The 15300-nt window shown below is 60.4% G+C and carries 12 protein-coding genes and 2 pseudogenes; 7 read left to right on the forward strand and 7 right to left on the reverse strand.

Features of this window, described 5'->3' with window-relative positions; all coding sequences use genetic code 11:
• Nucleotides 1-91: 91 nt before the first annotated feature.
• Nucleotides 92-280: a hypothetical protein gene (locus OXG98_13860; GenBank protein MCY3773087.1), complete on the reverse strand. Its 189-nt coding sequence runs from the start codon at nucleotides 278-280 to the stop codon at nucleotides 92-94.
• Between the two features lie 539 nt (nucleotides 281-819).
• On the reverse strand, nucleotides 820-1092 hold the full coding sequence (locus OXG98_13865) for an HU family DNA-binding protein (GenBank protein ID MCY3773088.1): 273 nt from the start codon (nucleotides 1090-1092) through the stop codon (nucleotides 820-822).
• Between the two features lie 240 nt (nucleotides 1093-1332).
• On the opposite strand from OXG98_13865, the gene OXG98_13870 reads away from it, so the two are divergent.
• From OXG98_13870 to OXG98_13900, 7 genes are all read left to right on the forward strand, one after another.
• A complete protein-coding gene (locus tag OXG98_13870; GenBank protein ID MCY3773089.1) occupies nucleotides 1333-2628 on the forward strand; it encodes an ATP-grasp domain-containing protein in 1296 nt (431 codons plus the stop codon).
• A 178-nt stretch (nucleotides 2629-2806) separates the two neighbouring features.
• Nucleotides 2807-4300 carry a carboxypeptidase M32 gene (locus OXG98_13875; GenBank protein MCY3773090.1) on the forward strand — a complete coding sequence of 498 codons (1494 nt, stop codon included), beginning with the start codon at nucleotides 2807-2809 and terminating at the stop codon, nucleotides 4298-4300.
• A 5-nt stretch (nucleotides 4301-4305) separates the two neighbouring features.
• Complete coding sequence (locus OXG98_13880; GenBank protein ID MCY3773091.1) at nucleotides 4306-6252, forward strand: hypothetical protein; 1947 nt, start codon at nucleotides 4306-4308, stop codon at nucleotides 6250-6252.
• 140 nt (nucleotides 6253-6392) lie between these two features.
• Nucleotides 6393-7097 carry a DNA alkylation repair protein gene (locus OXG98_13885; protein ID MCY3773092.1) on the forward strand — a complete coding sequence of 235 codons (705 nt, stop codon included), beginning with the start codon at nucleotides 6393-6395 and terminating at the stop codon, nucleotides 7095-7097.
• A gap of 159 nt (nucleotides 7098-7256) precedes the next feature.
• Nucleotides 7257-9167 (forward strand): phospho-sugar mutase, encoded by a 1911-nt coding sequence (locus tag OXG98_13890; GenBank protein MCY3773093.1) that lies wholly within the window; start codon nucleotides 7257-7259, stop codon nucleotides 9165-9167.
• An 89-nt stretch (nucleotides 9168-9256) separates the two neighbouring features.
• Nucleotides 9257-10363, forward strand: a complete 1107-nt coding sequence (locus OXG98_13895) for a sialidase family protein (protein ID MCY3773094.1) — start codon at nucleotides 9257-9259, stop codon at nucleotides 10361-10363.
• Nucleotides 10364-10403: 40 nt separating this feature from the next.
• Entirely contained in the window at nucleotides 10404-12806 is a 2403-nt protein-coding gene (locus OXG98_13900) for an ABC transporter permease (protein ID MCY3773095.1), read from the forward strand.
• Between the two features lie 41 nt (nucleotides 12807-12847).
• Here the strand turns inward: OXG98_13900 and OXG98_13905 are convergent.
• The 5 genes and pseudogenes from OXG98_13905 to OXG98_13925 form a co-directional block, all read right to left on the reverse strand.
• Nucleotides 12848-12981, reverse strand: a pseudogene (locus tag OXG98_13905) (IS3 family transposase).
• Between the two features lie 178 nt (nucleotides 12982-13159).
• Nucleotides 13160-13573 (reverse strand): annotated as a pseudogene (locus tag OXG98_13910) (hypothetical protein).
• Nucleotides 13574-13689: 116 nt separating this feature from the next.
• On the reverse strand, nucleotides 13690-14151 hold the full coding sequence (locus OXG98_13915) for a hypothetical protein (GenBank protein ID MCY3773096.1): 462 nt from the start codon (nucleotides 14149-14151) through the stop codon (nucleotides 13690-13692).
• 133 nt (nucleotides 14152-14284) lie between these two features.
• Entirely contained in the window at nucleotides 14285-14677 is a 393-nt protein-coding gene (locus tag OXG98_13920; protein ID MCY3773097.1) for a DUF2750 domain-containing protein, read from the reverse strand.
• A gap of 2 nt (nucleotides 14678-14679) precedes the next feature.
• Nucleotides 14680-15300 (reverse strand): polymorphic toxin type 8 domain-containing protein (locus OXG98_13925; GenBank protein ID MCY3773098.1); only part of this gene is annotated, 621 nt, incomplete at its 5' end.

Consider the following 15300-nt stretch of genomic DNA (forward strand, 5'->3'; position numbering starts at 1 on the left):
AGTTCCTGTAAGAAGCTCAACGAGAGTTACTGTAAAGAAACCTGGCAGTAGAACGATCAATATGTAGATCGCCTGAACGGAGCTGGGCATCCTAGTCACTTTCTACATTTACCGACCCAGATTGATCGCTTTGACTGTTCTCGCCATTGCTTGGGGGAGGATTTGGCGAGATCATCTCCGGAGTAATGTCAGGCATGGTTTCGATTCCTGGCGAATCTTCATTTACACTTCTTGTCTCCACATCATGTTGCTCCCCGGAAACTTGTCTTTCCTCAGACATATTAGTCTCCTTACGTCGACAGAATCTATTCGGGTTTGTTATGCCGAGAACATTATCAGCAATGCATCCTGACTTCAACTCAGTGTCAGACTGCAATCTAGATATGCGGTTTGAGAGCAAACGCAGAAACTGCGGGTGCCATCAGACACTGTAGTTTAGTTATCATGATAGAAGATACTCAACATACCGCCATTGGGAAACTCTCTTCGACAATTCTGTTTCATGTAATCCATACCTGATGCCTTAAACGGGCGTAGTGAACATGATTTCACGACGAGACAAGACGATCCTCCATTTTCTCCGAAGTATGCGCGCGAAACCGTTGAACCAGAATATGAACACGTGTGCAGAACAGGTCAAAAAAACGAAAGCTTCAGAAAACCTGCGTCAGGCAGGGAGACAGATTGGCAGGAACCGGGACGGCCAATGCCGTCATACACTCCGGCTGTTCAACCGGTCCCGCCCGGTCCCGCCTTGTTACATCACTGTACAGCAGGCCAGTCCGGCTTTGATAACCGGACTGGCCTGCTGAGCGTTCTTTAGCCTATGGCGTCTTTTAAAGCCTTGCCCGCCGTAAACTTGGCCACGTTTCTCGCCGCGATCGTAATGGACTCGCCCGTACCGGGATTTCGCCCCTGGCGAGCAGCACGCTTCGATACGCTGAACGTGCCGAAGCCGATCAGCGTGACGGAATCGCCGTCACTGAGACTGCTTTTGATGGCGTCGAGTGCAGCGGCGACTGCGCTATCGGCCTGTGCCTTGGACAACCCGGTAGCATCAGCAACCTTACCGGCCAATTCTGTGCGATTCATTGATTACCCTCCAGATAAAATAATGGGAGTAATGCACCCCGATAGAGTGCGAGAATTCCCGCGACAGACCGTAACAAGGTCCTGTACTAGCGGGCGAACTACGTGAATTGTACGTGCAATATATATCCGTACGCGATACCGTATGCAAGTTTTTTATTCACTGTACATCTGTGTGGCACTGCGACGGGCCGGGCGATTTCATTGATTTCGACGGTCGAAATCTCTATTTTTTGTCTTAGCATGCCTGATCAGCCTCCGCCTAAAACAGTCCTGCTCCTGATGCCGACGACGACCTACCGGGCCGGTCCCTTTCTGGACGCCGCCCGCCGGATGAACCTGGAAGTCGTCATGGGCTCAGACTTCTGCCACGTGCTGGCGGAAGAATGGGACATCCCGCTTTCGCTGCGATTCAGGCACGTGTCCCAGGCGGTGGAGGATATCGTGTCCTTCGCCCGCGGCCAGGCTCTCGACGCCATCATACCGGTCGACGACTATACGACCGAGATCGCGGCCAGGGCGTGCCAGGCCCTCGGCATTCCGCACAACACGCCCGAAGCGGCCGTTGCGGCGCGTAACAAGCACCGCATGCGCGAAATGCTCTCCGCGGCCGGGGAATGGTGTCCGTATTTCGCTCGCTTCGACGTGACGGTCCCCGTCGAGGAAATCGCGCTGGAGCAGCCCTATCCGTGTGTGCTTAAGCCTGTCCTGCTTTCGGGCAGCCGGGGCGTCATCCGGGCCGATTCACCCGCGGAGTTCATAGAGGCCTTTAATCGAATAGGCCGCATGCTCGGCAGGGCGTCGGACAGACCGCCCGACCTGGACCCCGACGCCAACCGCATCATGGTGGAATCCTATATTCCGGGCGCAGAGGTGGCCCTGGAGGGCCTGTTGACCGGCGGCCGCCTGCGTGTGCTCGCGCTTTTCGATAAACCGGATCCGCTGGAAGGCCCCTTTTTCGAAGAGACGATTTACGTGACGCCTTCGCGTTTGCCCGAAGCGACGCAACACATCGTGTCCGAAGCCGTTCAGCGGGCTTCCGCGGCCGTGGGTCTCTCGGAGGGACCCGTCCATGCCGAGCTGCGGGTCCGCCACGGCAGGGCCCGGATGATTGAAATCGCCGGCCGGTCCATCGGGGGCCTGTGCTCGCGGATCCTGGAATACGGACTCGGGGTAAGCCTGGAGGAACTCATCCTGCGTCACGCGCTGGGCGAAGACGTGGACGGTATCAACGGCGGGACGGTGGGTTTCGACAGGGCGGAAACCGGTACGAAGGCCGCGGGCGTGATGATGCTGCCCGTGCCGGAAGGCGGACTGTTCCAGGGATATGACGGCGTGGACGCGGCGAAGAAGGTCCGGGGCGTGGAGGACGTGGTCATCACCGCCAGGGAAGGCGACATGCTGACCCCGTTGCCGGAAGGCGCCAGCTATCCTGGTTTCATCTTTGCGAAAGGGGACGAGCCCGGCCAGGTGGAGCAGGTGCTGCGAAAGGCCCATGGCCGGCTGCACATGCGCGTCAAAACGGTCCTGTCCACGTGAGAGAAAAGGCCTTCTCGGCTTGGCTTCACGGCAATCTGCATGACTCTGGCGCGCGGCAACGGCGGAAGGACCAGGGAAGGCTTTTATGCGCCGTTTCGGGACTTGAGGATTTCAGGACCTGGACAAAACGGAAGGTGAACCACCCGAACCAAAAGAACTAAAAAGGGAGATGAGCACCGTGTCAAAGCACTACGAGCGGGTTATGGAGATCTACCGGGAGGTAAGCGACCTGCGCGGGGCCGCGGCCCTGATGGGGTGGGACCAGGAGACCTATATGCCCCCCAGGGGCGCCGCCACGCGGGGCCGGCAGCTTGCCACCATTTCCGGCTTGATCCATGAGCGGATTACATCCGACGAAATGCGCGGAGCCCTGGGCGAGGCCCGTTCGGAATCCCTGGCACCCGACCAAGAGGTCAACATCCGCGAAATCGCGCGGGACAGCGACCGCGCGGTCAGGATCCCCGTCACCCTGGTCAAGGCGCTGGCGGAAACGAGTTCGGCCGCCATAGGCGTCTGGATCAAGGCCCGGCAGGAAGACGATTTCAAGGCTTTTGCGCCGTGGGTCGCCAGGCTGGTCGACCTCCAGCGCCAGACCGCCGAGGCGGTCGGATACGAAGACGAACCCTACGACGCGCTGCTCGACGAATACGAACCCGGCGCCACTACGAAAGAAACCGCTGCGGTCCTGGATTCGATCCGCGCTCCCCTCGTCGACCTGGTGCAACGCATCGGATCGTCGGGCGTCGAACCCCGTACCGACTTCCTGGAAAGAGACTACACCATCGACGATCAACGGCGCATGGGCGTCATGGCGGCCGAACGCATGGGCTTCGACTTCGAGTCGGGCCGTTTGGACATATCCCCCCATCCGTTCTGCACGCACCTGGGCGTGAACGACGTCCGGATGACGACGCGGTACGCCGAAAACCTGCCCATGCAGTCCTTCTACGGCGTGATCCACGAAGCGGGGCACGGTCTCTACGAACAGGGGCAGGACCCGGCGCACGAGGGCACGCCCCGGGGCGCGTCGGTATCCCTCGGCATCCACGAATCCCAGTCGCGCCTGTGGGAGAACATGGTCGGCCGGAGCCGGGCTTTCTGGCAGTACTTCTACCCCGAATTCGCCGCCGTCTTTCCCGATCAGACCGCGGATGTGAGCGAAGCAGAAATCTATGCCGCGGTGAACGAAGTAAAACCTTCACTCATCCGGGTCGAAGCGGATGAAATCACCTACAACCTGCACATCCTGCTCCGGTTCGAAATAGAGCGCGGCCTGTTCGCGGACGAATACGCGGCCGGCGATCTCCCCGCGGTCTGGAACGAGAAGATGAAAGCGTTCCTCGGTATCGAGCCGCCCGACGACAAGGACGGCGTGCTGCAGGATATCCACTGGTCGCACGGCAGCTTCGGATATTTCCCCACCTATACCCTGGGCAATCTATACGCCGCCCAGTTCTACCGCGCCGCCGAACGCGACATGCCCGGCCTGTCGGACCAGGTCGCCCGCGGAGAGCTGCTGCCGCTGCGGGACTGGCTCAAGGAGAACATCCACCTGCCCGGGATGACCTACCGCGCCGGAGATCTTGTGCGGCACGTGACTGGAGAGCCGCTCACCGCGGACTGTTTCCTGACCTACATCCACGACAAGTACAGCGCGCTCTACAGTCTATGAGAACCGTGGACGATTCCTCCACACCGAAGGTAGCGACACCGCGGGCCGTGGCGATCGGCCTGGCGCTGGCCGTGGTCGTCAACGTTTTTTCACTGACGAGCCACTACCTCCTGGGATATGCCCACCTTACCTTCGCCCACATCGACCTGGCCCTGCTGATTCCCTTCCTCCTGGGCGTCCTCGGCCCCAACATGCTGCTGAAAGCGTACCGCCCCGCATGGGGACTTCGCTCGCGGGAACTGCTGTTCGTCTTTGTCCTGGGCTGGGTCGGCTTCATGGTGCCGACCTGGGGGATGTCCAACTACGTGGTAGGCATCATGGCTACGGCGGAATACTACGCCTCCCCGGAGAACCAGTGGCGCGAACTGTTCTTCCCCTATCTCCCGGACTGGGTGGTCGTCACCAACGAACAGAACGCGAACCGGGACTACTACTGGGGGCTGCCCGAAAACAGGCCGATTCCGTGGGCCGCCTGGATCATCCCCAGTTTCTGGTGGCTGTCCTTCTTCGCCGGGCTCCTGGCGGTCGGGCTATGCTTCGTCATCCTGATGCGCAGGCAGTGGGTGGAGCACGAACGGCTTTCCTATCCCGTCGCGCAGGTACCGGTCGTCCTGACGGAAACGGACGATGCAAGAGAGGCGGTCGTGCCGACGATCATGCGTAACCGCCTGTTCCTCATAGGCGCCGTGGCCACCTTTTCCATCATGCTCTGGAACACCGCGGCTTACTGGACCCAGTGGCTGTCGTTTCCCGTCGACGCCAACACCTTGTTCAACGTCGAACTCGGCCGCGCCTTTCCGGCGCACCCCATCCGCATGAATGTCCTCACCTTCGCCTTCTCCTACTTCATCAACGTGGACATCCTGTTCAGCGTCTGGTTCTTCCAGATCATCAACACGCTGGAGCAGGGCATCCTGGCCCGTGTCGGGATTACCGCCGACTCGGGTACCGCCGTACCGGGCGGCCTGGTGGCGGTTCAGTTCATCGGCGGCATGGTGGCCTTTGCGCTCTGGGGATTCTGGATCGCCCGACGGCACCTGGGGAACGTGTGGCGGCACATCCTGGGAAAGGACACCAGCCTGCGCGACGATGATGAGTTCTTTTCTTACCGGGCCGCGCTGGTAACGGGCGCCTGCGGACTGGCATACATCGTCTGGTGGCTGCACGCGGTGGGCATGTCCTTCCCGGTTATCGTCGTTTTCCTCATCCTGCTGTTCCTCTTCTACTTCGCGCTGTGCCGCGTGATGGCGGAATCGGGCCTGGTCTTCCTGGACCTGCCCATCAACGCTCACCAGTTCACCGTCGCCATGCTGGGATCCGCCTCCCTTTCCCCGCAGAACCTGACGGGTCTCGGCCTGGGAAGCGCCTTCGCCCGCAACTGGAAGACCTTCACGATGATCACACCTTCCCACGTCGCGCGGCTGCAGTCCGTACTGGGCATGTCGGGGCGCATGCTCTTCTTCTGGTCCGCCGTCACTTTCGCCGTCAGCGCGGTCACGGCCATCGGTTACTCGGCCTATACCGGGTACCGGATGGGCGGCGCGGCGAACTACTACGCCAACGTCGCGGGCGACCCCGGTTTCTACGACCTGATCGTCACCTGGATGAAAAACAGCACCACGATTTCGGGGGCGGAAGTGTTCTTCCTGGTCGCCGGCATGCTGATGGTCACGGGGATGACCCTGGCCCGGTACTACTTCAGCTGGTGGCCCATATCGCCGATCGGCTTCGTCGTGGCCGCCGGAGGGCCGGCCCGTCACGCCTTCTTTCCCGTCTTCCTCGCCTGGCTGTTGAAGACGATCCTGATCCGGATCGGCGGCGTACGCCTCTATCACGCCGTTCAGCCCCTGATGATCGGCATCATGGTCGGTTACGTTCTCGGTGCGGCCATTGCGGTCCTGGCGGATTTCTGGTATTTTCGTGGGTCCATACATGAACTGCAATTCTTCTGATGGATATCCGGGGATGTCCGTTGCTCCGGGGGTCATGTCGCGTTATGGACACCACGTTTAAGAAGACACGGCCTGATGTTTCGCGGCCGTTCGAGAGAAAGCCGTTTCCTCGTACACCCCTTCTCCGACTGGAGGCCCGCGTGACTTCGAAAGAGATACACGGCGTCCTCGAGGCACTGGGCGATCCCGCTATCGCCGCACATTCGCAGCGATTCTTCAAGACCGGTCCGGGAGAATACGGCGAAGGAGACCGTTTCCTCGGAATCCGGATTCCCGTGATACGCGCGCAGGTGCGCAGATACCGCGATCTCTCCATGCGCGAGACCCTGCGCCTGCTCGCGTCTCCCTATCATGAAGCACGCATGTTTTCGCTTCTGTTGCTGGTCATGAAATTCGACAAATGCAAAGAGCGGGAGAGAAGGGCGGTCTACGAAGCGTATCTCGGCCATACGGCCTTCATCAACAACTGGGACCTCGTCGACTGCTCCGCCCATCCCATTCTGGGCGGCTATCTGGACGCGCGGGACAGAACACCGCTCTACCTACTGGCGGACTCGGAGTCGATATGGGAACGCAGAATGGCCATCATGGCCTGTCTGCATTTCATCAGGCAGCACGACTTTGCCGACGCGCTGAAACTGTCCGAGCGCCTGCTGAACGACGGGGAAGATCTGATCCAGAAAGCCGTGGGCTGGATGCTCAGAGAGATCGGAAAGCGGGACCTGCCCGTTGAACAGACGTTTCTGAAGACCCGTTACCGGCAGATGCCCCGCACGATGCTGCGCTACGCGATAGAGCGATTCCCGGAGGAGGAAAGAGGCAGATACCTGCGGGGCGAGGTATAGACTTGCATACCCCGGAGATGCGTATGGACCGCGTGGAGCGGACCGCCTGGCCTCCGCGTTGGTCGCCGAGTGCGCAGATTCCAGCCCAGATGCGTATGGACCCGGCTGAGCAGGCCGCATGGCCGCCACGACGCCCGGGATTCCCGGTGGAGATCACGAATGAGTGAGCAGGCCATCCAGAGAGTCAACGCGTGGGTCGGCGGCGGCGTCCTTTCCCGGACGGCAGGCGAGGCCATCGTGCGGTGGCTGACGGAGGCGGACTTCGCGGCGTTCGAAGCGGATATCCGAGCCCTGGTCGAAGCGGGGGACACCCATGAGCTGGAAGACGCCTTCGGTTCGAACATCACCTTCGGAACGGGCGGCCTCCGCGGCAGAATGGGTCCGGGACCGAACCGGTTCAACGCCCGGACCGTGGGCGTGGCCGCGCAGGGGCTGGCCCGGTACGTCTCCGGGGCGCAGGAGGGTGGTGATGGGCAAGGCAGCAAGGACAACGGGCATGGAGCGGCGGACCGACATGGCCTCGGCGATGGTCCCGACAGCAATGGGAAAGGTGGTGAGGACCAACGCGGCTTCGGCGACGCGGGCGGCGTCGTCGTGGCGTGGGATACCCGGTACAACTCGGAAGCGTTCGCGAAAGAGGCGGCCCGGGTGCTCGCCGCCAACGGCATACCGGTACTGATCTTCGACGGCTATCGCTCAACCCCCGGACTTTCTTTCGCCGTACGTGACCTTCGGGCGGCGGCGGGCGTGATGATCAGCGCCAGCCACAACCCGCCCGGCGATAACGGATTCAAGGTGTACGGTCCCGACGGCGGCCAGATCGTGGCGCCCCGCGACGCGCGAATCACCGCGGAAATGCGGCGTGTTGACAAGATTATGCGTATCGAATATGAAGATGGCGTGCGGCGAGGCCAGATCCGGACGATCGACCCGGCGATGGACGACCGATACATCCGCATCCTCGGGGACCTGTCCCTGTCCGGCGACCGGGACGTGCGCATCGTTTATACCCCCCTGCACGGCGTGGGCATGACCTCGGTGGCCGCTGCGCTGGAAAAACTGGGCTACCGGGACGTGCACTACGTAGCCGAGCAGGTCGAGCCCGACGGTGCGTTTCCCACGCTCGCCGGCGGCATCGCGAATCCGGAAAGACCGGAGGCGTTCCTCCTCGGCATACGGAAGGCCGCGGAAACCGGCGCGGACCTCGTCCTGGCCAGCGACCCCGATGCCGACCGCGTGGGGTGCGCGCTTCCGCTGCCCGAGCGGGGATGGTCGGCCCCCCCGGACGCCCTTGCGCTCAACGGTCACCAGATCGGCGCCCTCCTTTGCCACTATATACTGAGCCGGAAACACGCGGCGGGCACGCTGCCCGGGCGGGGACTGTTCTGCAAGACCGCGGTAACGTCGGACCTGCCCGCGCTCATCGCCCGGTCCTACGGCCTGGAGGTCGTGGACAACCTCCCCGTCGGGTTCAAGCACGTCGGCGCGGCGATTGAAAACATGCCGCCGGACATGACCTACGTGTTCGGGACCGAGGAGAGCCACGGGTACCTGGCGGACGCGCGGATACGGGACAAGGAGGCCGCCACCGGCGTCCTGCTCGCCGAGTATGCCGCCCTGGTGAAAAAAGAAGATCGCACCCTGCGCGACGAACTGGACGACATCTACCGAACGTACGGGTATTTCAGGGAAGCTCAGCAGTCGGTCGCCCTTCCGGGTGCGGAAGGCACGCGCAGGATCGAGGACATCATGGGAGAGCTGCGCGCGTCGCCGCCGAGGCGGATAGGCGGGCGCGCAGTATGCCGCGTGATCGACCGGCAGAGCGGCCAGGCGCTGGATCTTCGTCCGCGGACCACTGCCCGGGTCGGTGGCGATCGGGTGAACATCCTGATCTTCACACTCTCGGAGGCCGGCCACACGCGGGTCATCGTGCGCCCGTCGGGCACCGAACCCACGATGAAGTGCTACATTTCCGCTTCGACCGTCGACATGCCCGGAACCCGGGAGTCGATCGACAGCCTGGCGGAATCCATGCTCGCTGACATGATCGATCTGTGCGATAGAATGTAGGGTACTGCATACCGTATAGAGACCCGGGCAACCCGGTCAGAACCGATACAACAGGCGGGGCTACCAACCCTCCAGAGAGGACAATCCCCATGCGCATCATCGACTCCGGCATCATCAGCCGAAGCGTGCCCGGCACCGACCGCGCCACCCTCACCTTCCCCGCCGTGCTCTGCAAGGCCGACGGGACGCTGATCGCCACCTGGCACAGCGGTTTGACAAAGGACTGCGCGGACGAAGTGATAGAGGTCAGCCGTTCCTCCGATTTCGGCAGAACCTGGAGCACCCCCGGACGGCCCTTCGAATCCCCGGCCCTCCACGGCGTTCGGGGATCGGTCAAGATCGTCTACCTCACGGAACGGTCTCCGGGAAGGCTCATGGCAGCGGCCATGTGGATCGACCGCGAGACCTACCCGGATGCCCCGGGGCTCTTCAACCCGGAGACCGAGGGATGCGTGCCCATGTACATCCTCCTGGCGGATTCGGAGGACAGCGGGGAGACCTGGTCGTCCTGGCGCGAAGTGCCCATGCCGGAGGTGATCGGGCCGGCGAGCCTGACCAATCCCGTCATGCAGTTGCCGGACGGCACCCTGGTCATGACCATCGAAAGCAACAAGCACTACCTCGACACGTCGAGATGGTACCAGCGGGTAGTCGCTTTTCACTCCACGGACGGGGGAAGGACCTGGGGCGAGCCGGCGATTATCGGGTTCGACCCGACAGGCCGTATCTTCAACTGGGACCTGCGGTCGGCCGTGTCACCGGACGGCAGAATCGGCGCCTTCGCGTGGACGTACAACACCGAAACGGAATCCTACCTCAACATCCACCGCCGCGTAAGTTCCGACGGCGGACGGACCTGGTCGGATCCGGAGGACATCGGCGTTACCGACCAGGCGGCCCATCCCGCCGTTCTGCCCGACGGGCGTGTCGTCCTGCCCTGGGTGGACCGCTTCCAGGACCAATCCATCAAGGCCCGCGTCGCGCCGTCCATCGACGGGACGTTCGATCCGGAATCCGAGGTGACCCTGTACGCCCACGAGGCGCCGGCAGACGATCCCAAAGGCGCACTGGGCTTCTCGGTGTGGTCCTTCGGCCTGCCCTACTCGGAAGCCCTGTCCGACGGTTCGGTCATGGTGGTTTACTACGCGGGAACCGAGACCGCCATGGACGTCCACTGGACCAGGCTGGCGCCCTGAGGCCTTTCTGATTCGTGGAGCTACGCGGAAGCACCGAACCATGATCGGACACTACCTCCACACCGCCTGGCGGAACATCCTCAAGTCCCGGTCCCACGCCGCGATCAACGTCATCGGCTTCGCCATCGGCATGGCCTGCTGCCTGGTCATCCTGCTCCACATCCGCGACGAACTGAGCTACGACCGGCACAACGCGCGCGGGGACCGTATCTACCGGGTGGTGACGGATCGCACGGCGCGCACGCCCGGCGCGCTGGGCGGATTCATCAGGACTCAGCTGCCGGAAGCGGAGGAAGTGCTGCGCCTGAGGGCGACGATCGGCACCTGGTTGTTCACGACCGAGGACAAGCAGTTCTACGAGCAGGGGGTATACTGGGCCGACGGCAACCTTTTCGACGTGTTCGACGTGACGCTCGTCCAGGGCAATCCCGCCACCGCGCTCACGGCGCCGAATACCATGGTCATCAGCGCGTCCATGGCCCGCAAGTATTTTGGGAACGCCGATCCGGTCGGCAAGGTGATCACCGGGGATCATCAGTTTGCCTTCACCATCACCGCTGTCATGGAAGATCCTCCGGTCTACGCCCATTATCATCCGGATTTCTATATTTCCATCGCGACCACATCGGGGAGGGGCGATCCGCTCCGGCTACTGAGTAATTGGGCGAGCAGCGAGTACTACACCTACCTGCTGCTGGCGCCCGGAACACCTCCGGACGAAGTGGGCGGCCTGCTGCGGCGACGTCTGGAGGAACGGCTGGACACCGACACCCGCATGGTCGCGTTCACTCATACCTATACGCTGCAACCCCTTTTCGACATCCACCTCTATTCCCACCTGGAATACGAGATGGAGACGAATGGAGACGTGTCCTTCATCCGGATGATGGTCGCGATCTCGGTCTTCATTCTCCTGATCGCCTGCATGAACTTCACCAACCTCGCCACCGTCCGTTCCATGGGCAGGGCCAGGGAAATCGGCATGCGCAAGGTCGCCGGTGCGACCAGGGGGCAGATCGTTCGTCAGTTCCTGGGCGAAACCATGCTCATCAGTCTCCTGGCCTTCCTGGCCGCCCTCGGTATCGTCTCGATCATCCTTCCCCTTTTTCGCACGCTGACGGACCACCTGCTGGCCATGCCATCACTGGAGCCGTGGTCCATACTCGGCGGCGCCGGCATTATAGTCGGGGTCGGCATTGTTGCCGGAAGCTGTCCGGCCCTGGTACTGTCCCGGATCAGTCCCGCCGCGATCTTCCGGACCGCGTCCGACACCGGCGCGTCCTTCCTTCGCAAAGCACTGGTGGCCGTCCAGTTTTCTATCGCCATTTTGATGATGATCGGAACCGCGGTCGTTTATCAGCAACTCGAGTTCATGCGGGACAAATACCTGGGATTCGAGAAGGAACACGTTGTGATCATGCCGCATCTCCAGGGCATGAACTTCGGTATGATCATGGGACGATTCCCCGAACATGCGGATGTGGTGAGCGTAACCGGGGCGAACTACGTGCCCGGACGCACTACGGGACGAGGCACGCTGCCGATCTTTCCGGTGCGAAGCGTCGATCGGCCCGCGGAGCCTCCTGTAACCACGCAGATGCTGATCACGACCGGTGGATACGTGCGCACCCTCGGCCTGAAGTTGCTTGCGGGGCGGGATGTTTCTTTCGAACGGGATTTCAAGGAGGTAGAACAGTCGGATGGCAGCACGACCTACACGTCGGTCGGATGTCTGCTCAACGCGGAGGCCGCCGGCCGCCTGGGATGGACGAATCCGGTGGAAGCACTGGACCGGTTCGTCCAGGTGGCGGACCGGCAGATGAGGGTCGTCGGCGTGGTCGAGGACTTCCACCTCAGAACATTGCACGACCAGATCGAACCGTTGCTAATTGCCTTTGGTGGCGCCGGTGTGTTCGCCATTCGGTTCGTTCCCGGCGATCCGCAGAACACCCTGCGGGACCTGGAAGCCATGTGGAAGGCATCCACTCCGCACATACCCTTCACCTACTCATTCCTCGACGAAGACGTGGAACGGCTCTATCGCTCGGACCGGTTGCTGGGCCGGCTCGTTACCATGTTGGCCGGGCTGGCGGTCTTCACCGCGTGCCTCGGGCTGTTCGGGCTGGCGGTCTTTACGGCAAAACAGCGAACGAGAGAGGTCGGAATTCGAAAGACGCTGGGCGCATCGACACGTCAACTCGTCCTGCTGCTCTCCCGGGAGTACACCATCCTCGCGGTGATCGCCAATGCGATCGCCTGGCCGGTGGCCTACCTCGTCATGCAGCAGTGGCTGAGGGAGTACGCTTACCACACTGAGATCTCGGCGCTGCTGTTCCCAGCGGCCGGCCTGCTCGGACTGCTGATCGCATGGATAACGGTGAGTTCCCAGACGCTTCGAGCCGCTGCCATGAATCCGGTCGATTCGCTCCGCCGCGAACAATAGATGATGTTACCCCGTTTTTGTGGACAGTTTATCATTGGGGTTCAGGCCGATTTCTTGAAGCTCCTTTCGAAGTTTAAGGGGGAGAGATACCCAAGGAAGCGTGTCTTCTCCGGGTGTTGTAGAAGCCCTCGATGTATTGGAACAGGGCGAGTCTGGCTTCGGCCTGTGTAGCAAAGCGCCTGCGAGAAGCGCATTCTCCCTAAATGGATCATGCGTCCGTAGGCGTCGTAGACGGTAGCGGTGTTTATACCCTTCTCGTCGTCGACGGTCATGTAGGATCGGCCGTGTCCGGACTCGGCGCCCCAGTATCCGTAGCGGGTGTCGACGGCGGTGGCGGCGGTGTGTCCGGGGGGTATGACGCGGGAGACCCGCAGGAGAGGATCGTCGTCGTAGGTGGTCGTGGTGATCCGGCTGCCCGCGGCGGCGTCCGTCAGACCGCTATAGGTGTATGAAGGCGGCTGGTACACCGGTCCGAGCAGTTTTTCAGACTTGCCCGCCCGGTTGTACATCGTCTGGGTGACGACGTCGTTTGCGCCGGCCCGCGCGCGGGTCTGTATCGGGCGCGCCAGGCCGTCGAAGGAGCTGGAAAGAACCTCTGCCGGTCCTACGTAGAGGCCAGCCAGGTATCCGTTTCCGGTCTCGCCCTCGGCTTTGAACGTGGGCGTCCATCCTGAGGGCACGGCCACCGAGGCCGATGCTCCCTTGAACCGGGTATCCCGGTGGCCGTAGAGCCATGCGTTCACCTTGCCGGTGGGAACGAGCTCCATCTCGACGCGGGCCCAGGGCCGGTTCCGGTGCAGCCCTTAATCACGGCAGCGGAGGACGTCAGGACACAGGCCAGAACTGTAGATTGACTGGTTGTCCCCTTGGGGTGCGTTACACCCTACTTTGTTGACAAATACTTAGTTTGATACAAAGTTACACCTGGATCGCCAATGTCGTCAGAGTACCAGGCAAATTCTGTCACAAACGACTTCTGAGGAAAAAGATACTGTGCTCTTTGCTTCCAGGTTTCGCATAGAGTCTTCCCCAGAAACTCCCAAATCTCGTCCTCACAATCATGCTCGCCCGTACCCACCATATATTGCAGGTAACATAGGTTTATATGCCCTTCAACGTGTTTGGCTCCATAATTGGTTATAACCTCATCGAAATACTCTCGGTCGTAGTTCGTTGCAAGTAACACAAAACCGTCTACTTCTATCAGGTCTGGCCAGAACAACTTAGAGTACATCAAGGCCAGTTCCGGTCCTCTGTCATCGAAGTAAAGGAAGTCCACTGCATCCTCAATGTCATTCTTTGAATCTCGAAACAACTTCAAGATATTCGGATCAAAGCTTACCATCGCTAATACCCCCTTGGAATGCCATCGGGCCTCGCTGGTCTTGAATATCTGGGCGACGGCCGGGGTGTCCCGGTCTGGTCTGGGTTCATATGTAAGCTCTCACCAGTTACACAAAATCCATCACATAACCCAATTACTCAATTCTCCCGATTTCGGTTTTAAGATCCGATATTAGCTGTTGGACGGACGTGTTGACGCTTCCTACCTTAGGAACCCAAAAAACACCAGGGAGTATTCCATCTGAATCGAGTTTCGGAAGAAGATCATGAATAAACTCGTTCAACGATATCGACTCTGGATGGTAGTCTTCCCATTCTTCTCTCGCAACGACTCGAGCGAATTCCTTAGCTGGCCAAAGAGGGAAAACCGTTCTGCCCTGAGGAGTTTCCGTTAAGGCCCACCCTTTAAAATACAACCCCCATACAGTTTCCCAGTCGGCGACCTTTTTGACGAAGTAGGAATACCTCTTTGGTGGGTCTAACAGCATAACAGATCTTAGTTGTCTGTCATTTATAACGGGGTCCATGGTTATTCCTCCACAATAGGACGTTCTTTGTTCCTGCGTCCGTAATCGTCGTATCTGTGCTGAGTCCTGTGGTCGGCTTGATTTTGCAGGTTGGAATGTTCGTAGTTATACCCCTTTGCTGCCTCTCTTCCCCGTTCGTGAGCGAGTTCTTTTCCGGGAGGATTTCTTATAGTCTGTCGGTTACCTGTAGAAATATGGCGTTGTTCGTTCCTGATCCATCCTCTGTCAGAACTTGAAGTCTTAAGATCCCCACCTATCTCCCTCAGTCGATTCTGTCTTCCGCTTCTTCCTTTGTTACTAAATCCCAGCGATTTGCTAACAGCTTTAGCCTGATCTCCTAACCCCGTTGCGAGATCGATTACTGCAAATACATCATTGGCATCCCAAACGCCGTCGGAAATGGTCGAGACGTTGTCCACGAAATCTACTATCTCATCTGTCCCAATATCCTTCCATGTATCCTTCTTGAATAGCGATTTGCCTCTCTTGGCAGCGTCGTACGCTCGGCTGGCAACCTTAAAACCTCTAGTGAGGATGTTCCAGGCAAGCCGCCCATCCGGATCCACATATTTCAGCGGATTATTGGCGGCATAGACATAGGGACTGATCCCCGGATACTCGTC

This window comes from Gemmatimonadota bacterium (assembly GCA_026706345.1).
Taxonomy (GTDB): domain Bacteria; phylum JAAXHH01; class JAAXHH01; order JAAXHH01; family JAAXHH01; genus JAAXHH01.

Bases quoted from the DNA above. Each gene is read 5' to 3' on its own strand.
- OXG98_13860 (MCY3773087.1), bottom strand. From the start codon at position 280: ATGTCTGAGGAAAGACAAGTTTCCGGGGAGCAACATGATGTGGAGACA.
- OXG98_13865 (MCY3773088.1), bottom strand. From the start codon at position 1,092: ATGAATCGCACAGAATTGGCCGGTAAGGTTGCTGATGCTACCGGGTTG.
- OXG98_13870 (MCY3773089.1), top strand. From the start codon at position 1,333: ATGCCTGATCAGCCTCCGCCTAAAACAGTCCTGCTCCTGATGCCGACG.
- OXG98_13890 (MCY3773093.1), top strand. From the start codon at position 7,257: ATGAGTGAGCAGGCCATCCAGAGAGTCAACGCGTGGGTCGGCGGCGGC.
- OXG98_13895 (MCY3773094.1), top strand. From the start codon at position 9,257: ATGCGCATCATCGACTCCGGCATCATCAGCCGAAGCGTGCCCGGCACC.
- OXG98_13900 (MCY3773095.1), top strand. From the start codon at position 10,404: ATGATCGGACACTACCTCCACACCGCCTGGCGGAACATCCTCAAGTCC.
- OXG98_13915 (MCY3773096.1), bottom strand. From the start codon at position 14,151: ATGGTAAGCTTTGATCCGAATATCTTGAAGTTGTTTCGAGATTCAAAG.
- OXG98_13920 (MCY3773097.1), bottom strand. From the start codon at position 14,677: ATGGACCCCGTTATAAATGACAGACAACTAAGATCTGTTATGCTGTTA.